This is a genomic window from Cryobacterium sp. MP_3.1, from assembly GCF_035984795.1.
Taxonomy (GTDB): Bacteria; Actinomycetota; Actinomycetes; order Actinomycetales; family Microbacteriaceae; genus Cryobacterium; species Cryobacterium zongtaii.
Genome location: NZ_JAXCHV010000018.1, coordinates 39,670 through 61,086 on the forward strand (window position 1 = coordinate 39,670; position 21,417 = coordinate 61,086).

Genomic DNA, 21,417 nt, shown 5'->3' on the forward strand with positions numbered 1-21,417 from the left:
CACCGGGCGCAGAAGTCCGATCGGGCAACAGTTGCCCGCCTCAGCGGCCCGGCGTCAGCTCAGAAACCGGTAGCCCGGCCTCGTGTGCGATGAACCGCACGCTCATGGCCTTGTAGCCGGGGGTGTTCGATTCCCGGGCCACCAACTCCCGGTGCATCAGCTGGTTCGCCTCGGGGAAGTACGCCGCCGCGCAGCCGCGCGGGGTGGGGTACACCACGAGCCTGAACTTGTCGGCCCGGCGTTCCTGCCCGCCGAAGGTGCTGATCACGTCGACCAGATCGCGGTCCGCAAAGCCCAGCTCGGTGACGTCGTCAGCGTGGATGAGGATCACCCGGCGGCCGTCCTTGATGCCGCGGTAGCGGTCATCCAGCCCGTAGAAGGTGGTGTTGTACTGGTCGTGGCTGCGCATGGTCTGCAGAATCAGGTGCCCGGGCGGCGGGGTGAGGTACTCCAGCGGGCTCACCGTGAACCGGGCCCGGCCGATGTCGGTGGCGAAGCTGCGGGTGTCGCGCGGCGGGTTGGGCAGCACAAAGCCGTTCTTGTCGCGCAGCCGCTTATTGAAGTCCTCAAAACCCGGCAGCACCCGGGCGATGTGGTCGCGGATGACGTCGTAGTCCTCCGCCATCGCCTTCCAATCCACCGGGTGGTCGTCGCCGAGCGTGGCCCTGGCCATCCGCGCCACGATCACCGGTTCGGCCAGCAGGTGCTCGGAGACCGGGGCGAGCCTGCCCTGGGTGGCGTGCACCATCGACATCGAGTCCTCCACCGACAGAACCTGCCGGCCCGACGGATGCTTGTCATCGGTGTCGGTGCGGCCCAGCGTCGGCAGAATGAGCGAGGTGACCCCGTGCATCACGTGCGACCGGTTCGGCTTGGTGGAGATGTGCACGGTCAGGCCCACCCGCTGCATCGCGGCCTCGAGCAGGTCGGTGTCGCTGCATGCGAGCGCGAAGTTGCCGCCCATCGACACGAACACGTCGACGTCGTCGTTCTCGAACGCCTCGACGGTATTCACCGAATCGAGGCCGTGCTCGCGGGGTGAGACGATGCCGAACTCGGCGTCGAGCGCGGCGAGCATGGCCTCCTTGGGCTTCTCCCACACCCCCATGGTGCGGTCGCCCTGCACGTTGGAATGCCCGCGTACCGGGCAGGCGCCGGCGCCGGGCTTGCCGAAGTTGCCCTGCAGCAACAGCAGGTTGATGATCTCCTTGAGAGTGTTCACCGAGTGCGGCTGCTGGGTCAGGCCCAGCGCCCAGCAGATGATGGTGGCCTTCGACGCGGCCAGCATCTTCGCCACCACGCTGATCTCCAGACGCGACAGCCCGGTGGCCTTCTCGGTTTCGACCCAGTCGATCTCGGTGCGGGCGGCCCGGTACGCCTCGATGCCGTCGGTGTTCAGGTCGATGAACTCCTGGTCCACCACGGAACCGGGTACCCGGGCCTCCTCCTCGAGCAGCAGGTGGCCGAGCGCCTGGAACAGGGCCAGGTCACCGCCGACCTTGATCTGCAGGTACTCGTCGGCCAACGGCACCCCGTGGCCCACCAGACCGGTGGGGGTCTGCGGGTCCTTGAAGTTGAACAGCCCGGCCTCGGGCAGCGGGTTCACGGCGACGACCTTGCCGCCGTTGGCCTTGCAGTCGGCCAGGGCGGACAGCATCCGAGGATGGTTGGTGCCCGGGTTCTGGCCCACCACCAGAATCAGTTCGGCCACGTGGATGTCCTCCAGCGAGACGGTGCCCTTGCCAATGCCGATCGTGGGGTTCAGTGCCGACCCGGAGGATTCGTGGCACATGTTCGAGCAGTCCGGCAGGTTGTTGGTGCCGATCGACCGGGCGAACAATTGGTACAGGAACGCGGTCTCGTTGGCGGTGCGGCCCGAGGTGTAGAACACGGTGCGGTCCGCGGTGGTGGCGCGGATCTTCTCGCCGATCAGCGCGAAGGCGTCTTCCTAGGCGATGGGGGAGTAGTGGGTGTCGCCGGGGCGCACCACCACGGGCTGCGAGATGCGGCCCTGGTTGCCCAGCCAGTACTCGGTCTTGTCGGCCAGGTCGGCGAGCGAGTGCTCGGCCCAGAATCCCGGTCCGACGGTGAGGAGGGTGTTCTCCTCGGCCACGGCCTTGGCGCCGTTCTCGCAGAACTCGGCGGTTTTGCGGTGCCCGGTCGACTCCGGCCAGGCGCAGCCCGGGCAGTCGGTGCCGTTTCGCTGGTTGAGCCGCAGCAACGCCCGGGCGGTGCGACCGACCCCGGCCTGCGCGATGCCGCGGTCCAGCGCCACCACCACCGCCTCGAGGCCGGCGGCGGCCTTCTTGGGGGTGCCGATAACGAGGTCGTCTTCGTTGATGTCCTTGACCGGTGCGCGACGTGTCATGACCCCATCCTGCTCCTGTCGGAGCCGGATGCGTGCACCGGGTGCTCGCGGGTTTTGCGCTTTTACCGGGCCAAACGGATGCTCACGCGGCCAGCCCGTGTGAGCGGCGACCGTCCGCGCCCACGTTGCCTGCGGCCACGTCGGTGCCGTCGGGCACCCGGGTGTCCCGGTCCAGGCGTACACCGGCGGCGATCCGCACGTTGCGGCCGATGCGCACATGGCTGCCCAGGTGGGCACCGCCCGAGACGAGGCTGCCCTCGCCGATGTGCACGTTCTGGCCGACGAACACCTTGTCGCCGATGACGACGTCGTGGTCGATCCAGCTGCCCGGCCCGACCCACGACTCCCGGCCCACCTGCGCGCCTGACTCGATGTAGGCGGACTCGGAGATGAACGCGCTCGGTTGCACGGTCGACTTGCCGGACACCCACCCATTGCCGTTGGGGTGTCGGCGGTACTTCTCGATCACGCCGGTCTCCACCTCGACGTCGATGTTCTTGCGCACTGGGCTCCTCTCCTGACGCGCGGTATGTGCGCCGTCCTGCGCCGAAGCGCCGATTACGCGCCCGCGGCCGGACTACAGCACACCAGAATGCGCGTCTAGGGAGGGGGAAACACTGAAGACTCGCAGGACATTCCGTGCGCGTGCCCAGTCTCGGCCGGCCGTTGTGGGATTGCGGTGACGATCCTAGGGTGGGGCCATGGCCAGAGGTGAGCTGTTCCTGGTCGTCAATTGTGTCGATCTCGCGACCACCTGGAGATGGTATGTGAGCGTGCTGTCCGGCGTTGTCGACTACCGGTTTCCCGAGCGCGGTGAGCCGGACTACCTCACCCTGCGCATCGGTGACGGTCACGTGGCTCTCGGTCGGGGCACGGCGCCGGCCCTCTACGGCGAGACCCCCCGCCCGGCGACCGGCCACGCCGTGGACCTGTGTATGTACGTGCCCGACCTGGCGGCCGTGGTCGAGGCCGCGGCCGCGGCTGTCGTGGTGCCGCCGGCCGACATGCCGTGGGGTGAACGGGTCGCGTACCTGCGCGATCCCGAGGGCACCATGCTCCTGGTGATCCAGGATGCCGACAGCAACGAATCGGGGCCGTCCTGAGCCGTCAGACGCGGCACGATCGACCGGCCGTGTCCCGGCACCCGAGAACACCCCCGGCGTTAAGAAAGTGGGCCCCGTCGGGCTCGAACCGACGACCCAAGGATTAAAAGTCCTTTGCTCTACCAACTGAGCTAGAGGCCCGCGGTTAATAACTTAGCGTGGATTGGCGGACGGTTTTTGTGACTAGCGTGGATGCATCCGCCACAGACGTCGGCCGGCAACACCCACACCAACCGGCGACGTACCCGACTACGCTGCCCTGAAAGCCAGGAGGAGAGCGATGGCCGACGATTTCCACAAGCCCACCCAGTTCTCGGGCGCCAAGTTCGAATCGATGATGGGCGGCGAAGATCCCGCGCAGATCAGCCGGGTCGCCCACGAGACCGCCCAGGCGTTGATCGCCAGGGTGCGTGACAGCCCCGACCCCGAGGTCGTGGAGCGCCTGGTGGCGTACACCGACGAGCACGGCATAGACGCGGTGGCGGAGCTGTGGTCGCGGGCCACGCCGCGCAGCCTGCCGGGCGCGCTCTGGCGCATCTACCTGGTGCGGTTGCTGATCCGGCAGGATGCCGATGGCACGGCGTTCCTTTACCAGCGCGGTATCGACGTGGCCGTCACCATCGACCCCCTCGTCGCCGGTGCGGCCGTGCCGACCGGTCCAGCCGAGATCATCCTGCTCGCCGACGAGATCCTCCGGGGCGTATTCACCGGCGACTTCGCCGTCGCCCTGGACCGGGCAGCCGCCTTCTGCCGGGTGATCGGCGCCGGCTGCGCGAGTGTCGCCGACGACCTGGACAGCACCGAACCTGGCCGTTCCTCGGAGCTGACCACCCGGGCCCTGCGGTTCTCCACTACCGCGCAGGAGTTCACCTCCTGCGCCCGGCTGTGGCGCAGCGACTCCCTCGAATAATTTCCCGGGCATCCCGGAATGAACTCTCAGCCGATGTCGTTTACACTTGATGCTGGCCGGACCGTAGTAACCCCGGGCTCCAATATTCGCCGTCTAGAACGGCCTCACGCCGAGAGGCGTTCTGCGGTCCGGCCTTCACTTTGCCCGGCGGCCACCCGGGCGGATCTTTTTCGCTCCAGACCAATCCAGCAGGGACTCGGTACCGAACCCTAAGCATGGAAGGGGACTGGACCTGACATGCTGGATCTCATGACTGCTGAGTTCGACCTCGACGCCTCGTCGACAGCGCCTTCGAAAGAAGAGCTGCTCGCTCGGGTAGCCGAAGGCGACCAATCGGCTTTCGGTGAGCTTTACGACCAGATCGCTCCACGGGTGCTTGGCCTTGTCAAGCGCGTACTGATCGATCACGCACAGTCGGAGGAAGTGACCCAGGAGATTTTCCTGGAGATCTGGCAGACGGCATCGCGGTACGAGTCGCAGCGTGGCGGGGCCTCGACCTGGATCATGACCATGGCGCACCGACGTGCGATCGACCGGATTCGGTCGTCGCAGGCCGGCCGCGACCGGGACACCAAAATCGGAATCCGCGACCTCGCGGTGCCCTATGACCACGTCGCCGAAACCGTCGAGGTCAAAATCGAGCATGAAAGGGTGGAGAAGGCGATGTCCAGACTGACCGAACTGCAACGCCAGGCCGTGAGCCTGTCGTACTTCAGCGGTTACAGTCACCGTGAGGTCGCCGACCACCTGCACATCCCGCTCGGCACCGTGAAAACCCGGCTGCGCGACGGGTTAATTCGTCTGCGAGATGAACTGGGGGTGGGCGTATGAGCGACACCGACAAGCCCGACACCGATCTGACCGGCAACGGTCCCACCAACAACCCGGCCGACCTGGCCGGCGCATACGCCCTGCACGCCCTCAGCGCCGACGAGGCCGCCGAATACGAGCGGTACCTGGCTCAGTCGGAGCAGGCCCGCATCGAGGCCGCCGAACTCAGTGACACCGCCGTGGCCCTCAGTCTGTCGGTGGCGCCCGTGCAGCCCTCCAGCGCGCTCAAGGCCGGCCTGATGGCCCAGCTGGCCTCCACCCCGCAGCTCTCCCCGCTCCCGCCCGCGGCCGACTCGGTGACTCCTGACGAACCCACCGCCACGACGGATGCGCCGCCCGCGGCCATCCCGATCGGTTCCGCGTCCGCTCGCGCCGCTGCCGTTCCGGGCAGCGCCTCGACTTCGGCGTCCTCGGCCGACAAGTTCGCCGCCGGCAAGGGATCCGCCGGCGCCCCGGGCTCTGCCGCCGAACGGGCCCAGCGCCGCTGGTTCCAGCGTCCCGCCGGGTACCTCGTCGCGGCAGCGGCCGCCGCCGCCCTCTTCGTCGGTGGCACGTTCGCCGGCCAAGCCCTCTACGGCGATCCCAGCCAGGACTTCGCCCAAGAGCAGGCCGCCAGCCTCGCCGAGATCAACGCGGCCTCCGACAGCCAGCGGGCGTCGACCAAGACCGCCGACGGCCAGGATGCCACGCTGGTGTGGTCCGGAGAGCTCGGCCTGTCCGCGATCATCGTCGACGACCTGCCCGCCCTCGGCGACGACCAGGACTACCAGCTCTGGTACATCGGAACCGCAGGGCCCGTCCCGGCCGGCACCTTCGACTCCGACGGCTCCGGCACCGCCTGGCGGGTGCTCGACGGCACCATGTCCGCCGGCGACGCCGTCGGTGTCACGGTGGAACCCTCGGGTGGATCCGAGCAGCCCACCAGCGACCCGATCGTCGCCATCCAGAGCTAGCTCGCTCGCCAACGGGCCCGCACCCGGTGCCGGCACCTGCCGGTCCGGACCGGGCCGGCGCGTACCTGCCCGGCCGGCACGTACCTGCCCGGCCGGCACGTACCCGCCCGGGCCTGCCCGTACCTGCCCGTACCTGCCCGTGCCGGCAGCATCCTTACTTGCCGCAAAGCCCCCCCCGCCGGAAGGGGCAGCAACTGGCAAGTCGGCCCCGCACCCAGCGGTGAGTTGCCGGTTCGGGCCCCTTCAGGGAGCCGGAAGGGGCGCCAAATGGCAACTCGCTGGCGCATGCTCGCTGTGGGCCCTAGAGCTGGAGGCCGGCTGCGCCGGGTGGGTAGGCTCGAGACATGACCCTGCCTTTCACGCTGCTCATCGACCCGGAGCCGGCCGACTCCACCCGCACCGACTTCGTGGACACGTTCCACGAGATCGACTCCGGCGCCCCGGCACTGCGGGTCGCCGAGCTGAGCACCCAACGTGGCGACGGCATCTTCGAGACCCTCAGCGTGGTCGACGGGCACCCGCAAGAGGTTGAGCCGCACATCAGCCGGCTCATCAACTCCGCCCAGATCTGCGACCTGCCGGTGCCCAACCCCGCCCAGTGGCGCGCCGCGATCGCCTATGCAGTGGCCCGGATCCCCGGCGAGGGCGAACTGGCGCTCAAGTTCGTGCTCAGCCGCGGCGTCGAGCACGGACCCGCGCCCACCGCCTGGCTGCACGCCACCCGCGCCGCCGACTTCACCGCGGTACGCGAGAACGGCATCAGGGTGATCACCCTCGACCGCGGCTACCCGCGCGGGGTCGCCGAGCAGGCACCCTGGCTGCTGATGGGCGCCAAGACCCTCAGCTACGCCATCAATATGGCTGCCCTGCGCGAGGCCAAGCGCCGTGGCGCCGATGACACCATCTTCCTCACCCACGACGGCTATGTCATGGAGGGCCCCACGTCGAGCGTGATTCTGCGCATCGACGGCCGCTACGTCACTCCGGCGCCGAGCGGCGCCATCCTGCACGGCACCACCCAGCAGAGCGTGTTCGAGTACCTCACCGCGCACGGGGAGAGCGTCGAGTACCGCGATGTCACCGTCGATGAGCTGCGGGCGGCGGATGCGGCGTGGCTGGTCTCCAGCGTGCGTCTCGCGGTCGCTGTGATCGCCCTGGACGGCGTGGAGTTCCCCCACGACACCGAGCTCACCCGCGCCCTGAACGCGTCCCTGCTGGCCCGCACCGGCGCCTAGCGCAGCCACCCGTCGCGCGAGAGCGGCCGCGTGGCTGCTTCGCGGGGCACGAGGTGACCGTTTGGCCGCTCTCGCGACACGACGGTTCCGCGAGAGCGGCCGCGTGGCTGCTTCGCGGGGCACGAGGTGACCGTTTGGCCGCTTTCGCGACACGACGGTGGTAGACGGGGAACACGCACGGCGGGAACGAAAGACCGCCCGGGCGACCTTGGGGTCGACCGGGCGGCGGGAGCAACGGGTGCGTGGTTAGCCGAAGCGGCCGGAGACGTAGTCCTCGGTGGCCTGCACGGTGGGATTGGAGAAGATCGTGGTGGTGTCGTCGTACTCGATGAGCTTGCCCGGCTTGCCGGTGCCCGCGATGTTGAAGAACGCGGTGCGGTCCGAAACCCGCGAGGCCTGCTGCATGTTGTGCGTCACGATGACGATCGTGTAGTCGGTCTTCATCTCTTCGATGAGGTCCTCGATCGCGAGGGTGGAGATCGGGTCGAGCGCCGAGCAGGGCTCGTCCATCAGGATCACGTCGGGCTGCACGGCGATGGCGCGGGCGATGCAGAGACGCTGCTGCTGGCCGCCGGAGAGGCTCGAGCCGGGCTTGTCCAGGCGGTCCTTCACCTCGTTCCAGAGGTTCGCGCCGCTCAGCGAGCGTTCGATCAGCGCGTCGGCGTCGCTCTTGGCCATCCGACGGTTGTTCAGCTTGACGCCGGCCAGAACGTTGTCACCGATCGACATGGTGGGGAACGGGTTGGGCCGCTGGAACACCATGCCGACCTGACGGCGCACGAGCACCGGGTCGACGCCGGGGCCGTAGAGGTTGTTGCCGTCGATGAGCACCTCACCGTCGACGTGAGCGCCGGGGATGACCTCGTGCATGCGGTTGAGGGTGCGCAGGAACGTGGACTTGCCGCAGCCGGAGGGGCCGATCAGCGCGGTCACCGTGCGCGGTTCAATGGTCAGCGACACGCCCTCCACGGCGAGGAATTTGCTGTAGTAGACGTCGAGGTCGTTGACTTCAATGCGCTTGGACATGTGTTCCTTCGAATCTGTTGAAGCTGGAGTCTGGGCGGCGGCTGCGTCAGCGGCCGAGTTTGGGGGAGAAGGTGCGCGCGACCAGCCGGGCCACGAGGTTGAGCAGCATGACGATCACGATCAGGGTGAGCGCACCGGCCCAGGCCCGGTCGATGTAGGCCTGCGAATCGGCGCCCTGGCTGGCGTACTGGTTGTAAACGAACACCGGCAGGGTCATCATCCGCTCGTTGAACAGGTCGTAGTTCATGCTGGCGGTGAAGCCGGCGACGATCAGCAACGGCGCGGTCTCGCCGATCACGCGGGAGATCGAGATCATGATGCCCGTGACGATGCCGGCCAGTGACGTCGGCAGCACCACCTTCACGATGGTCAGCCACTTGGGCACACCGAGTGCGTAGGCGGCCTCGCGCAGCTCGTTGGGCACCAGCTTGAGCATCTCTTCGCTCGAGCGCACCACCACCGGGATCATCAGCACCGACAGAGCCACCGAGCCGCCGAAGCCGAACCGGATGCCGGGGTCGTTGAACAGCAGCGAGAACAGGGCGTAGGCGAACAGGCCGGCCACGATCGAGGGGATGCCGGTCATCACGTCGACGAAGAAGGTGATGCCGCGCGCGAGCCGGCCGCGACCGTATTCGGTGAGGTAGATGGCCGTGAGCAGCCCGATCGGCACCGAGATGAGGGTGGCCAGCCCGGTGACGAAGAGGGTTCCGACGATGGCGTGCAGGGCCCCGCCGCCGGCGCCCACGACGTTCCGCTGGGACTCGGTAAAGAAGGTGGGGGTCATGAAGGCGGGCAGCCCGTTGACGATGGTCGTGCCGACCAGGGAGACCAACGGGATCAGCGCCACCACGAACGCGATGGTGACCAGGGCGGTGACCAGGCGGTCTTTGGCCCGGCGGGTGCCCTCGACGAAGTAGGAGAACAGGAACAGGGCGATGCAGTACAGGACGGTTCCGAAGAACAGCGTGCCGGCCCAGTTGAAGCTCTCGGTGGCGCCGGAGAGGAAGATCACCAGGAAGATGGCGCCCACGACCAGCCAGCTGGCGGCGAGCACCATCATGGGGGCGTTCTTGGGCAGTTTGCCGGCGGTGAGGGAGTTCGTCACGGGAGAGGAGGCGGTCATGGTGATGCTCATCAATTCGCTCCTGAGAAGGCCTTGCGGCGGTTGATGATCACGCGGGCGATCATGTTCACGATCAGCGTGATGACAAAGAGTACGAGGCCGGTGGCCAGCAGGATGTTGACCCCCACGCCGTGTGCCTCGGGGAAGTTCAGCGCGATGTTGGCCGCGATGGTGTTGGAGTTCTGCGAGGTGAGCAGTTGGAAGATCACCTCGGGGTTGGGGGAGAGCACCATGGCCACGGCCATGGTCTCGCCGAGCGCGCGGCCCAGGCCCAGCATGGCGGCGGAGATGATGCCGGCGCGGCCGAAGGGCAGCACGGCCATGGTGATCATTTCCCAGCGGGTGGCGCCGAGGGCCAGCGAGGCTTCCTCGTAGAGCACCGGGGTCTGCAGGAAGATCTCCCGGCAGATGGCGGTGATGATCGGCAGCACCATCACGGCGAGCACGATGGCCACGGTGAGGATCGTGCGGCCGGTGCCGGACACGGGGCCGGCGAACAGCGGGAACCAGCCGAACCAGTCGACGAGGTTGGCGTAGAACGGCTGCACCATCGGGGCCAGCACTCCGATGCCCCAGAGGCCGAAGACCACGGAGGGAACGGCGGCGAGGAGGTCGATGAGGTAGCCCAGGCCCTGCGCGAGTTTGCGCGGGGCGTAGTGCGAGATGAAGAGGGCCACGGCGATGGCGACGGGCACGGCCATCAGCAGGGCCAGGAAGGCCGACCAGACCGTACCGAAGGCCAGCGGGGCCACGTAGGACCAGAAGTTGCTGAAGTCGCCCTTGAAGGCGTCAGCCGGCGCCACGAAGGCGGGGATGCTCTGCACGAAGAGGAACAGGGCCACGGCGGCCAACATGGCTAGGATCAGGCTGCCTGCTACCACCGTTGCGGTGGAGAAGATGCGGTCGCCCGGTCGTTCCTTGGCCTTGATCGCAATACGGTCAACTGCGGTCGTCATTCCGAGCGTCTCCCTGGAGGGGTGAGGTGATACCGGTAAGGGTGGATCTTGAGCCGGACCCCAAGCCTCAGTGTGCCCGGCAGGGCGACCGCGTGCAACGCGATCGCCCTGCCGGGCGGTGTTACTGAAGCCGGAAGCTCAGCGGATGTTGAGTTACTTGACGGTCTCGAGGACAGCGGCAACCTTGGCCTGCAGGTCAGCGGACAGCGGTGCGGCGCCGGCGGATGCCGCAGCCTCAGCCTGGCCGTCCTCGCTGGCCATGTAGCTGACGTACTCCTTGACGAGGGCGCCCTGTTCGGCGTCCGCGTACTCGGTGCAGACCAGCGCGTAGCTCACCAGAACGAGCGGGTAGTGCGTCGCGTCGGTGGTGAGGCGGTCCAGCTTGACGGCCAGATCGTTGTCGGCGCGGCCTTCGACGAGCGGCGAACCGTCGACGACTGCTGCGGCGGCCTCGGCCGTGTACTCGACGAACTCGTCGCCGACCTTGATCTTGGCGACACCGAGGTCACCGGCGCGGGAAGCGTCGGCGTAGCCGATGGTGCCGGTGCCGTTGGTGACGGCGTCGACGACACCGGAGGTGCCCTGGGCGCCCTCACCGGTGGCGTACGGGAACGGGTCGGCCGGCTTTTCGGTCCACACGTCGGGTGCGGCCTGGAAGAGGTAGTCCGCGAAGTTCTTGGTGGTTCCCGAGTCGTCCGAGCGGTGCACGGCGGTGATCGCGGTGGCCGGCAGGTCGGCGTCGGCGTTCAGCGCGACGATGGCCGGGTCGTTCCAGGTGGTGATGGCGCCGGTGAAGATCTTGGCGAGCGTGTCGGCATCCAGGTTGAGGTCGGTGACGCCCTCAACGTTGAAGATGACGGCGATCGGGGAGATGTAGACCGGCAGGTCGACGGCGAGGGTGTCGGGGGCGCAAGCGGCGAACGTGCCGGCCAGCTCCTCGTCGCTCAGGTAGGAGTCAGAACCGGCGAAGTCGGTGCCGCCGGCGATGAAGGTCTCGCGGCCGGCGCCGGAGCCCGACGGGTCGTAGTTGATGGTGACGTCCGGGTTGGCCGTCTGGAAAGCGGAGATCCACGCTTCCTGGGCCGAGCCCTGCGAGGAGGCGCCCGCGGCGTTGATCGTACCGGTGAGGGTGCTGTCGGCGGCGTCGTCGGTAGCCGTGCTGCCGGCTTCGTTCGAGGCGCAGGAGGAAAGAACGAGGGCTGCGGCAATAGCAATGACCGCGGGGCGGCCAAAACGCATGAGATTCACAAGGATCCTTTTCAGGTTGACTACAGGGAATGCGATCACAGGAGAATCCTGCGAACTTCGGGCCGGTGCTGGCCCTCGGTAGACGCTAATCCGTGTGGTTAACGACACTCCCCCTCCTTGGTGAACGGGAGGTAAACGACATCCGTCGAGTGGACCTCGTGCCACCTGCGCTGCGCACATCAGCGCCCGCAGTCCCGGTCGGGTCTGTGAGCGCTGGGAGAACCGGGTCAGAGGCGCGGCGGGTGGGTCTCGATGGCGAGGATGCCCGCGCTCGGGTTGTCGCTGGAGAGGTGCACGACCGAGAACCCGCTGGGCGACAACGCCGCGGCGTTGCCCAGCTGCTGGGTCATCGGGGAGCCCGTCGCCAGGGCGATCTCGCGCAGGATGTCTGGCAGCACTGGGCCGTGGCTGCAGAGCACCGCGGTCTTGCGGGCGCGGATGCGCTTGCCTACGTTGTGGCGCACATCGGAGGTGCCCTGCTCCCACGCATCCTGGCTGATCAGGTCGGTGCGCTTGAACGGCACCCCTGTCGCGGCCGACAGCGGTGCCACGGTGGTCACGCAGCGGGTGGCGGTGCTGGTGAAGATGCGCTGCGGCTGCCAGGCGCTCACCGTGGGGACCAGGGCGGCGGCCTGGGTCACTCCGCGTTCGCTGAGCGGGCGGGTGGCGTCCGGGCCAGACCAGTCGTGCGGCGCGGTGGCCTTGGCGTGGCGCAGCGCGATGATCGCGAAGGTGCTCGTGATGCCCTGGGCCACCAGGCGGGCGAACGCGTCGATGATCTCCACGTCCGGGGCGTAGCTGAGGTAGGTCCTGGCCTTCTTGATGGTCACCCATTCCAGGGCGGCGACCTCACCGTTGGGCACAAAGGTGGAGCGCAGAATGTGCTCCGGCAGCACCTCGGCGGCCCAGTAGTGCACGATCTTGGCCTTGCCGTTGGGCATCGGGTACTCCGACACGCCCAGCGGCACGCCCAGGGCGATGGCCAGCCCGGTCTCTTCCTCGGTCTCCCGCACGGCCGTGACCGGCAGTGTCTCGCCGGGGTCGACCTTGCCCTTGGGGATGGTGATGTCGCCGTGCACGGTGCGGTGGATCAGCAGCACGTGCATCCGGCCGTCGATGAGGCGCCAACAGACGGCTCCGGCCGCGAACACGGGGGCGAGGTCGCTCATCGGCGGCTCACGGGTCGCTTGCGCTGGCCGATCTGCTGCATCAACCGGTTCTGCATGTCGTCCAGCGGCTTCCCGTCGGCGTCCTGGTGGTGCCGGGTCCACTCACCGTTCTCGTCGAGCCACCACGACGAGGTGCGCTCGTCCATCGCCCGGGTGAACAGGGCATCCACCTCGCCCAGGTGCCGCGGGTCGACCAGGCGCACCAGCGCCTCCACCCGACGGTCGAGGTTGCGGTGCATCATGTCCGCGCTGCCGATGAAGACCTGGGTCTCGCCCAGGGTGTGGAACGAGAAGATCCGCGAGTGCTCGAGGTAGCGGCCCAGGATCGACCGCACCCGGATGTTCTCGCTCATGCCGGGCACGCCGGGCTTGAGGCTGCAGATGCCGCGTACCCACACGTCAACGGGCGCACCGGCCTGGCTGGCGCGGTACAGCGCGTCGATGATGTCCTCGTCCACCATCGAGTTGACCTTGATGCGGATGCCGGCGGGCTTGCCGGCCAGCGCGTTCGCGGTTTCATCGGCGATGCGCTTGAGCAGGGCCTTGCGCAGGTGGAGGGGAGCAACCAGCAGGCGCTTGAACTTCTTCTCGATCGCGTAGCCGGAGAGCTCGTTGAACAGCCGGGTCAGGTCCTTGCCGACCTGGTCATCCGCGGTCAGCAGCCCCATGTCTTCGTAGATGCGGCTGGTCTTGGGGTTGTAGTTGCCGGTGCCGATGTGGCTGTAGTGCCGCAGCACGCCCTTCTCATAACGCACCACCAGGGCCAGCTTGCAGTGTGTTTTCAGGCCCACGAGGCCGTAGACCACGTGCACGCCGGCCTTCTCCAGCTTGCGCGCCCAGGAGATGTTCGCCTGCTCGTCGAAGCGGGCCTTGATCTCCACCAGGGCGAGAACCTGCTTGCCCGATTCCGCGGCGGCAATCAAAGCCTCCACGATCGGGCTGTCGCCGGAGGTACGGTACAGGGTCTGCTTGATGGCCAGCACGTTCGGGTCCGCGGCGGCCTGCTCGAGGAACGCCTGAACGCTGGTCGCGAAGGATTCGTACGGGTGGTGCAGCAGCACGTCGCCGCGGCTGATGGCGCGGAAGATGTCGGGTTCGTCGTTGGGTTCGCCGGTGAGCAGCTGCGCGGCCGTGGTGGGCACGTGCTTCGTGTAGTGCAGGTCGGGACGGTCGATGCGCAGATCGAACAGCCCGCCGAGGTCCAGGGGCGCCGGCAGCCTGTACACCTCCTGCTCGGTCACGTCGAGTTCACGCACGAGCAGGCCCAGGGTCACCTCGTCCATGTCCTCGGTGACCTCGAGGCGAATGGGCGGGCCGAACCGGCGGCGCAGCAGCTCCTTCTCAAGGGCCTTGATCAGGTTCTCGGTGTCGTCTTCCTCGATGACGACGTCCTCGTTGCGGGTGACCCTGAACACGTGGTGTTCGAGGATGTCCATGCCGGGGAAGAGGTCCTCGAGGTGGTTGGCAATGAGGTCCTCGAGGGTGATGAAGCGCACCTTGTCGACGGACTCGGTGCGGTCCACCCGCACGAAGCGCGGCAGCATGGAGGGCACCTTGAGGCGGGCGAACTCCTGCTTGCCGGTCTTGGAGCTGTGCAGGCGCACGGCCAGGTTCAGCGACAGACCGGAAATATAGGGGAACGGGTGCGCGGGGTCGACGGCCAGCGGCATCAGCACCGGGAAGATCTGATTGCCGAAGTAGCCGCGCAACGACCGGCGGTCCACGTCGCTCAGGCTGTCCCAGGTGACGATGTCCACGCCGTGTTCGGCCAGCGCCGGGCGCACCAGCTCCTGGAACGCGTGAGCGTGCCGGTCCTGCAGCACGTGGGCGGCGGCGGCGATGTCGGAGAGCACATCCTGCGGGGCTCGGCCCACATTGGTGGGCACGGCCAGCCCGGTGAGGATGCGGCGCTTGAGGCCGGCGACCCGCACCATGAAAAACTCGTCGAGGTTGTTGGCGAAGATGGCCAGGAAGTTCGCCCGTTCGAGCACCGGCAGGGCCGGATCCTCGGCGAGTTCGAGTACCCGCTGGTTGAAGGCCAGCCAGCTCAGCTCCCGGTCGAGGTACCGCTCGCTCGGTAGCGCCGGATCGTTTTTGCCGATCTGGGGGTCAAAATCGTCGTCGAGTTCGCTCTCGAGCCCTGAGGTGCCTGGGATGTTGTCGCCGTCCATCTGTCCATCTTGACACCCGGCGCCGAGCGGGCGCGACGTTCACGGTGAACGGAACGTTAACGAGGCGAACGGTGGTACTGCACATCCACCGTGCGGTCGGTGAATCCGAGGCTGCGGTACAGGCGAACCGGCCCGGTGCTCTCGGCCTCCACATACAGTTCCACGCTCGAGCAGCCGCGCCGCCGGAGGCGGGCCAGGCCCGCCAGCATGAGGGCGCGACCGAGGCCTGCGCCGGCGGCATCCGGATGCACGCCGAGCACGTAGATTTCGCCGAGCGGGGCGCCCGGTTCGATCTTGACCCAGTTGTAACCCAGGATGCGTCCGGGCGCGGCGTCATCCGTGCTCGCCCGGGCCAGCAGCAGGTCGCCGGCGTCGAACCAGGGTTCGGCCATGCGGGCGGCCAGATCGGCCTCGGTGACGGCGCCCTGCTCGGGATGCGTGGCGAAGACCAGCGCGTTCAGGCTCACCCAGTCGGCGTTGTCGCCGGGCTCGTCGGCGGTGGCCGCCCGGAACCCGGTGATGGCGACACCGTCGGGCAGCACAGGGGAGGCCTCGGTGTCGGCGTCGGTCAGCGGACGTTCCAGCTGCAGCAGGGTGCGCACGGCGCTGAAGCCGAACCTGTCGGCCAGGGTGCGGGCGCCGGGCAGGTCGCCGTGGGCCCAGGCGGTGAGGTCGCCGGACATGCCGCCCTCATCCTCGAACAGGCGGCGAAGCGCCGCGGTGGCGTGGCCGCGCCGGCGATAGCGCGGATGCACGACGAGGGCGATCTGGCCTTCCCCGACGATCGCGGCGCCGACAGCGTCTTCGCCCTCGAGCAGCAGCTGCGGGCTGCGCCGCCCCGACCGGGCATCGAGCAGGGCCTGTTCGTTGAACGGGCGGTAGCCATCCGTGTGCGCCGCCGCATCGGTCACGTCGTGGAAGCGCGCCGCGAAGGCGGCGTCGGACAGGTCAGGCGCCGACAGAGTGCGGGACACGATCTCCTTCTTCCTCGTACACGTTGAACCTGTAGCCGACGTTCCGCACCGTCCCGATCAGGGACTCCTGGTCGCCGAGCTTGGCGCGCAGCCGCCGCACGTGCACGTCGACGGTGCGCGTGCCGCCGAAGTAGTCGTAGCCCCACACCTCGCTGAGCAGCTGCTCCCGGGTGAACACCCGCGACGGGTGCGCGGCGAGGAAGCGGAGCAGCTCGAATTCCTTATAGGTGAGGTCGAGCGGTTTGCCGTGCACCTTGGCGGAGTAACTGGCCTCGTCGATGACGACACCGGCGGCGCGGATGGTGGGGGAGGGCGAGTTGTGCGGGGTGCGGCCGGCGGCGAGCCGGATGCGCGCATCGACCTCGGCGGGGCCGGCGGTGTCCAGCACCACGTCATCGACACCCCAGTCCGGACTGACCGCGGTCAGACCGCCCTCGGTGATTACCAGGAGCAGCGGCACGCTGCTTCCCGTGGTGCGCAGAATCTGGCAGAGCGACTTGGCGGCCATCAGATTGGACCGGGCGTCGACCAGAATCAGGTCGGAATCGGGCGCTGTGATGAGCTGATCGGCCTGGGCCGGAATGAGTCGTGTGCTGTGGGACAGCAACGCCAGGGCCGGTAGAACGTCGTTATTCAGGGCCGAGGTCAGGATCAACAGCTGCGCCACGCAGGTCCTCCAAGTATCGTGCGGCCCATACTAGCGTGCCACGGAATGCGACTCGGGCGTGCAGAATGGGACAGTGAGCTGGAAGCGTTTGAGTGTAGTGATGATTTGGTTGGTCGCCGTCGTCTGTGCGGTGCTGACCGGCGTCCTTGTCGCCCCCGCGGACCGGCTGGTGTGGGTCAGCCTGTCCCTGGCCGGTTGCACCATCCTCACCCTCGCCGCCCAACTGTCCACGGGGCAGAAGGAAGGCTACGTGCACAGAGTCACGCTGAGCCTGGTGGGTGCCGTGCTCGTTCTCGGTGCCGCGACGGGGTTGTTCGCCCTGATCGGCCTCGTATAACACTTCGCCTCACCTGGCCGCTTCCGGCCGGCCAACGGCTAGAGTTGGGGCATGTCAACGCTCGCACTCGAAATCCTGTTCCTGGGCCTCCTCGCGCTGGCCAGCCTGTCGATCGCCTGGGTATCCGGCATCGTGCTGTTCAAGCTGTTCCGGGGCCAGCGGTAGCCCAGCGTGTACGAACTTCCGGTCGGTCTCCCGTCCGAACTCGTTCCGCTGTCGTGGCTGATCGGCGTCTGGGAGGGGTCGGGGATCCTCGACTACACCGTTGACGGCAAGAAGGTCACCCGTGAGTTCGGGCACCGGATCAGTTTCAGTCACGACGGTCTGCCGCACCTGAACTACAGCTCGTATACCTGGCTTGAGCCCGAACCGGCCGAACCGGATGCCGACGGCACCGTCGCCCCGGCCGGTGCGCCGGTCCCGCTGATGACCGAAACCGGCTACTGGCGGCTCAGCCGCCCCCAAGAGGCCGGCGACCCCGGCCCCGGCCTGTTGCCCGGTGTCGGGCCGGCGCCGTTCCAGACCGCGGAAGCCGTGGAGACACTGCGGAACACCGACGGGGGTTTCGACATCGAGGTGAGCCTGGTGCATCCCGGCGGCATCATCGAGCTCTACCTCGGCCAGGTCAAGGGTCCGCGCATCGATCTCGCCACCGATGCCATCGTGCAGACCAGCGGTGCCAAGCCGTACGCGGCCGCCACCCGGCTCTACGGCCTCGTCGACAGCCATCTGCTCTGGGCGTGGGACATCGCCGCGCTCGGCCAGGACCTGCAATCGCACGCGTCCGGTCGGCTCAGCCGCGCGTCCTGACCGGCTCGCTGCGCACCGTGACCGGGCGCAACCGGCTGAGCCCGAAGACCGCCGCGCCGGCTGTGATGACGGCCACGGCGATCAGCAGCACGTAGAGCAGTACCGAGCCGTACCCGGTCACCGGGTTCAGGAACGGGTACGGAACCCAGCCGTCCGTCGCGCCGCGCACCAAGACAACCGCGCACCAGAGCACCGGATAAACCAGCACCACCCAGAGGCGGCGCCACGGTTGCGGCCCCCGGTCGGCCACGAGCGCCCAATCGAGCAGGCAATACACCGGGAAGACAACGTGCAGCACCGTATTCGCCCAGGGCAGCTCCACGCCGCCGGGCAGGCCGACAAGCAGGGTGTTGTAGACCAGGCCGACGACGATCATGTATGCCGTCGTCGCCGCCCTGGCCAGGACCAGCCAGGCCGGCGCCGTCCGGCCGAGCAGCACCAGCACCGCGGTGGCGCCCAGCGCGGCGGCCGCCAGGAGGTTGGACTGGATGGTGAAGAACCCGAAGAAGTTGAACGGGTTGATGGTGGCCCGCGACGCCGTGGAGAAGAACGTGGCGGCGACGGCGGTCAGGGTCAGGGCCGCCGCGCCGAGGCGGAGGACGGCGATCGAACGGGCGGGAAGACGCATCACTAGCTCCTTGCCGGGTGACGGCCGGGACGTGAGGGGAATACGGGGGACCGCTCAGACCGTTGGGCTAGCATATGGGCCGGAGTTCCCCCTGTCGACAGCGCTCAGGCGGTCTCGTCGGCAGGGCGCCCGGAGCATTCACCGAAGGAGAGCTCGATGACCACCACCGCCGAACCGCTCGCAGCCGCCGCAGGGTCGCCGCTTCTCGAACTCGACGGCGCCGTGCAGGCCGACGGCATCGACGTCGGCGTCGCCGCGCACTACGGGAGCCCGAACACCGAACAACGCAAGCTGCTGGCCGGGACGGCCATCGTGGACCTGTCCCACCGCGGGGTGCTCTCCATCGCCGGCCCCGACCGGCTCACCTGGCTCAACTCGATGTCCAGCCAGGAGCTGCGCGGCCTCACCCCCGGCCAGTCCACCGAGACCCTGCTGCTCGACCCCGCCGGCCACCTCGAATACGCCATCGCCCTGATCGACGACGGCGTCGAGAGCTGGCTGCTCGTCGAGGCCGCCGAGCTGCCCGGCCTGCAGGCCTGGCTCGACCGGATGCGGTTCACCCTACGTGTGCAGGTGGTGGACCACACCCTCGCCTACGCCACCATCGGCACCATGGCCGCAGACCCCGCGGCGCTCCCGCTCGGCCCGGCGAGCCCGAACGGGGTGCCCGTGGTCTGGCACGACCCGTGGTCAGAGGTCGCTCCGGGCGGCTGGCAGTACGCCGCCGACACCGACCACCCCGGCGCCGCCTGGCACTGGGCCGAGGTCCTGATCCCGCGGTCGGCGTTGCCGGCCCTGCGTGACGCCGTCGCCGCCGGCACCGTGCAGGCCGCGGGGCTCCTGGCCCTGGAGGCGCTGCGCATCGCTGCCTGGCGCCCTCGCGGCGCCCTGGACGCCGACGAGCGCACGATCCCGCACGAACTGGACTGGCTGCGCAGCGCCGTGCATCTGAACAAGGGCTGCTACCGCGGTCAGGAGACCGTCGCGAAGGTGCACAACCTCGGCCACCCGCCGCGCCGGCTGGTGCTGCTGCACCTGGACGGCTCCGATTCGGTGTTGCCCGCGCACGGCGACGAGGTGCAGGGCGACAGGTTCGTCGCCAACGCCGCACCCGAGCGCCGCACCGTGGGCACCATCACCTCCAGCGCCATCCACTACGAGCTCGGACCGATCGCCCTCGCCGTCATCAAGCGCACGGTGCCGGGAACGGTGACCCTGCACGTGCTCTCCCAGGGTCTCTCGATCACCGCCAGCCAGGAGGTCATCGTGCCGGAGTCGGCCGGGTCCGTGGCGGAGATCCCGCGGTTGCCGCGGTTGGGCGTGCGGGTTCCCCGCGGCTGAATGCGGGGTATCCGGCGGGACTTTCGTCACGCAGACGGGTACGGTGTGTCCGCGTGCGCCTCGCTAGAGTTGGAGCATGTCTGCTCCCTATACCCTCATCCTCCTCCGCCACGGCAACAGCACCTGGAATCAGCAAAACCTCTTCACCGGTTGGGTGGATGTGCGTCTGAGCGACCAGGGCCGTGCCGAGGCTTTGCGCGCCGGCGAGCTGCTGGCCGAGTCCGGTTTGCTGCCGGACATCCTGCACACCTCCGTGCTCACCCGCGCGATCCAGACCGCGAACATCGCCCTCGAAGAGGCCGACCGCCTCTGGATCGACGTCAAGCGCTCCTGGCGCCTCAACGAGCGCCACTACGGCGCTCTGCAGGGCCTGGACAAGGCCGAGACCCTCGCCACCTACGGTCCGGAGCAGTTCCAGACCTGGCGTCGTTCGTTCGACGTGCCGCCGCCCGTGCTCGACGACTCCTCCGAGTGGTCCCAGGCCAACGACGCCCGCTACGCGGACCTCGGTGACGACCTGCCCCGCACCGAAAGCCTCAAGGACGTCATCGCCCGGATGCTGCCGTACTGGGAATCCGACATCGCCGCGGACCTCCGCACCGGCAAGACCGTGCTCGTCACCGCGCACGGCAACTCGCTGCGCGCCCTGGTGAAGCACCTCGACGGTGTCTCCGACGCCGACATCGCCGAGCTGAACATCCCCACCGGCATCCCGCTGGTCTACCGCCTCGACGAAGACCTCAAGCCGATCGGCGCCGGCGAGTACCTCGACCCCGCCGCTGCCGCAGCCGGCGCCGCCGCCGTCGCGGCCCAGGGTAAGAAGTAACCCACAGCCCAACAAAAAGCCCCCGTCACTGACGGGGGCTTTTTGGTGTGCGGATGCGACCTATTCGGTCGGCGTCGGCTGGTGCCAGTCGCCGGTGCCCAGGTACTGCACCTTCTTGGCGATCGACACCGCGTGGTCGGCGAACCGCTCGTGGTAACGGCTGGCGAGGGTGGCGTCGACGGTGTCGGCGGCCTGGCCCTTCCATGTCTCGCCGAGCACTGCATCGAACACGCTCAGGTGCAACGCGTCCACCTTGTCGTCCTCGTTGCGGATGTCCTCGGCCAGCTGCATGTCCTCGGTGGTGAGCAGCTCGGCGAGCATCTTCGCGATCTTCACGTCGAGAGCGCCCATCTCGGCGAACGTCGGGCGCAGGCTCTTGGGGATCACCTTGTCGGGGAACCGGTACCTGGCCAACTGCGAGATGTGCGTTGACATGTCGCCCATCCGCTCGAGCGACGCACTGATGCGCAGCGCGCTCACGACGATCCGCAGGTCCCGGGCCACCGGCTGCTGCCGGGCCAGGATGGTGATGGCCAGCTCATCGAGCTCAACGGTCAGGGCGTCGATCTTGTCGTCGTCGGCGATGACCTCTTCGGCCAGCGCCACGTCGGACTTGTTGAAAGCCTTGGTGGCCTTCTCGATGGAGATGGCCACGAGGCGCGCGATCTCGGCGAGGCGGTCCTGCACCTCGGCGAGCTCTTGCTGAAATACTTCACGCATTGTGTCTGTGGTCCTTCC

Annotated in this window: 20 protein-coding genes, 1 tRNA gene and 1 pseudogene; 9 read left to right on the forward strand and 13 right to left on the reverse strand. The window is 68.2% G+C overall.

The features are described from left to right. Positions 1–40: 40 nt before the first annotated feature. Both RCH12_RS12200 and RCH12_RS12205 read right to left on the reverse strand, forming a co-directional pair. Positions 41–2,368: pseudogene (locus tag RCH12_RS12200) on the reverse strand (FdhF/YdeP family oxidoreductase). 82 nt (positions 2,369–2,450) lie between these two features. Continuing rightward, positions 2,451–2,873: a hypothetical protein gene (locus RCH12_RS12205; RefSeq protein WP_165787893.1), complete on the reverse strand. Its 423-nt coding sequence runs from the start codon at positions 2,871–2,873 to the stop codon at positions 2,451–2,453. A gap of 196 nt (positions 2,874–3,069) precedes the next feature. Here RCH12_RS12205 and RCH12_RS12210 point away from each other — a divergent pair, with 196 nt between their 5' ends. After that, positions 3,070–3,471, forward strand: coding sequence for a VOC family protein (locus tag RCH12_RS12210; protein ID WP_327017022.1), 402 nt, complete (start codon positions 3,070–3,072; stop codon positions 3,469–3,471). A gap of 68 nt (positions 3,472–3,539) precedes the next feature. On the opposite strand, the gene RCH12_RS12215 is transcribed toward RCH12_RS12210, so the two are convergent. Further along, positions 3,540–3,612: transfer RNA gene (locus RCH12_RS12215), tRNA-Lys, on the reverse strand. A 139-nt stretch (positions 3,613–3,751) separates the two neighbouring features. Here RCH12_RS12215 and RCH12_RS12220 point away from each other — a divergent pair. From RCH12_RS12220 to RCH12_RS12235, 4 genes are all read left to right on the forward strand, one after another. Then, entirely contained in the window at positions 3,752–4,381 is a 630-nt protein-coding gene (locus RCH12_RS12220; protein WP_088457075.1) for a DNA-directed RNA polymerase subunit beta, read from the forward strand. A gap of 237 nt (positions 4,382–4,618) precedes the next feature. Further along, positions 4,619–5,212: a sigma-70 family RNA polymerase sigma factor gene (locus RCH12_RS12225; protein WP_327017023.1), complete on the forward strand. Its 594-nt coding sequence runs from the start codon at positions 4,619–4,621 to the stop codon at positions 5,210–5,212. Continuing rightward, complete coding sequence (locus tag RCH12_RS12230; protein WP_088457073.1) at positions 5,209–6,165, forward strand: anti-sigma factor; 957 nt, start codon at positions 5,209–5,211, stop codon at positions 6,163–6,165. Before RCH12_RS12225 ends, RCH12_RS12230 begins: the two co-directional genes overlap by 4 nt. A 344-nt stretch (positions 6,166–6,509) precedes the next feature. Next, a complete protein-coding gene (locus tag RCH12_RS12235) occupies positions 6,510–7,400 on the forward strand; it encodes an aminodeoxychorismate lyase (RefSeq protein ID WP_327017024.1) in 891 nt (296 codons plus the stop codon). Between the two features lie 246 nt (positions 7,401–7,646). Here the strand turns inward: RCH12_RS12235 and pstB are convergent, their stop codons facing one another. The 8 genes from pstB to RCH12_RS12275 all read right to left on the reverse strand — a co-directional run bounded on the left by pstB (position 7,647) and on the right by RCH12_RS12275 (position 16,737). Continuing rightward, positions 7,647–8,426 (reverse strand): phosphate ABC transporter ATP-binding protein PstB, encoded by a 780-nt coding sequence (gene pstB / locus RCH12_RS12240; RefSeq protein ID WP_088457071.1) that lies wholly within the window; start codon positions 8,424–8,426, stop codon positions 7,647–7,649. A 46-nt stretch (positions 8,427–8,472) separates the two neighbouring features. Beyond that, the gene (gene pstA / locus RCH12_RS12245) at positions 8,473–9,564 is read right to left on the reverse strand and encodes a phosphate ABC transporter permease PstA (protein ID WP_327017025.1); all 1,092 of its coding nucleotides are present in this window, start codon (positions 9,562–9,564) and stop codon (positions 8,473–8,475) included. Further along, positions 9,564–10,508, reverse strand: coding sequence for a phosphate ABC transporter permease subunit PstC (pstC, locus tag RCH12_RS12250; RefSeq protein WP_088457069.1), 945 nt, complete (start codon positions 10,506–10,508; stop codon positions 9,564–9,566). Before pstC ends, pstA begins: the two co-directional genes overlap by 1 nt. Before the next feature lie 153 nt (positions 10,509–10,661). Beyond that, positions 10,662–11,756 carry a phosphate ABC transporter substrate-binding protein PstS gene (gene pstS, locus RCH12_RS12255; RefSeq protein ID WP_370028165.1) on the reverse strand — a complete coding sequence of 365 codons (1,095 nt, stop codon included), beginning with the start codon at positions 11,754–11,756 and terminating at the stop codon, positions 10,662–10,664. A 227-nt stretch (positions 11,757–11,983) separates the two neighbouring features. After that, positions 11,984–12,925, reverse strand: a complete 942-nt coding sequence (locus RCH12_RS12260; RefSeq protein WP_327017026.1) for an NUDIX hydrolase — start codon at positions 12,923–12,925, stop codon at positions 11,984–11,986. Then, the gene (locus RCH12_RS12265; protein ID WP_327017027.1) at positions 12,922–15,096 is read right to left on the reverse strand and encodes an RNA degradosome polyphosphate kinase; all 2,175 of its coding nucleotides are present in this window, start codon (positions 15,094–15,096) and stop codon (positions 12,922–12,924) included. Before RCH12_RS12265 ends, RCH12_RS12260 begins: the two co-directional genes overlap by 4 nt. Before the next feature lie 56 nt (positions 15,097–15,152). Further along, the gene (mshD, locus tag RCH12_RS12270) at positions 15,153–16,070 is read right to left on the reverse strand and encodes a mycothiol synthase (RefSeq protein WP_327017028.1); all 918 of its coding nucleotides are present in this window, start codon (positions 16,068–16,070) and stop codon (positions 15,153–15,155) included. After that, positions 16,045–16,737, reverse strand: a complete 693-nt coding sequence (locus RCH12_RS12275; RefSeq protein ID WP_103432231.1) for a winged helix-turn-helix transcriptional regulator — start codon at positions 16,735–16,737, stop codon at positions 16,045–16,047. Before RCH12_RS12275 ends, mshD begins: the two co-directional genes overlap by 26 nt. 100 nt (positions 16,738–16,837) lie before the next feature. On the opposite strand from RCH12_RS12275, the gene RCH12_RS12280 reads away from it, so the two are divergent. Next, positions 16,838–17,074 (forward strand): hypothetical protein, encoded by a 237-nt coding sequence (locus RCH12_RS12280; protein ID WP_088457063.1) that lies wholly within the window; start codon positions 16,838–16,840, stop codon positions 17,072–17,074. Positions 17,075–17,245: 171 nt separating this feature from the next. After that, a complete protein-coding gene (locus tag RCH12_RS12285; protein ID WP_103432232.1) occupies positions 17,246–17,884 on the forward strand; it encodes an FABP family protein in 639 nt (212 codons plus the stop codon). Here RCH12_RS12285 and RCH12_RS12290 read toward each other — a convergent pair. Further along, positions 17,868–18,512, reverse strand: a complete 645-nt coding sequence (locus RCH12_RS12290; protein ID WP_327017029.1) for a Pr6Pr family membrane protein — start codon at positions 18,510–18,512, stop codon at positions 17,868–17,870. The two genes, RCH12_RS12285 and RCH12_RS12290, sit on opposite strands and share 17 nt — an antisense overlap. A gap of 156 nt (positions 18,513–18,668) precedes the next feature. On the opposite strand from RCH12_RS12290, the gene ygfZ reads away from it, so the two are divergent. Both ygfZ and RCH12_RS12300 read left to right on the forward strand, forming a co-directional pair. Then, the gene (ygfZ, locus tag RCH12_RS12295; RefSeq protein WP_103432234.1) at positions 18,669–19,853 is read left to right on the forward strand and encodes a CAF17-like 4Fe-4S cluster assembly/insertion protein YgfZ; all 1,185 of its coding nucleotides are present in this window, start codon (positions 18,669–18,671) and stop codon (positions 19,851–19,853) included. Between the two features lie 76 nt (positions 19,854–19,929). After that, positions 19,930–20,679: a phosphoglyceromutase gene (locus RCH12_RS12300; protein ID WP_088457059.1), complete on the forward strand. Its 750-nt coding sequence runs from the start codon at positions 19,930–19,932 to the stop codon at positions 20,677–20,679. 60 nt (positions 20,680–20,739) lie between these two features. Here RCH12_RS12300 and phoU read toward each other — a convergent pair whose 3' ends face one another. After that, positions 20,740–21,399 (reverse strand): phosphate signaling complex protein PhoU, encoded by a 660-nt coding sequence (gene phoU / locus RCH12_RS12305; protein WP_103432235.1) that lies wholly within the window; start codon positions 21,397–21,399, stop codon positions 20,740–20,742. Between the last annotated feature and the right edge of the window lie 18 nt (positions 21,400–21,417).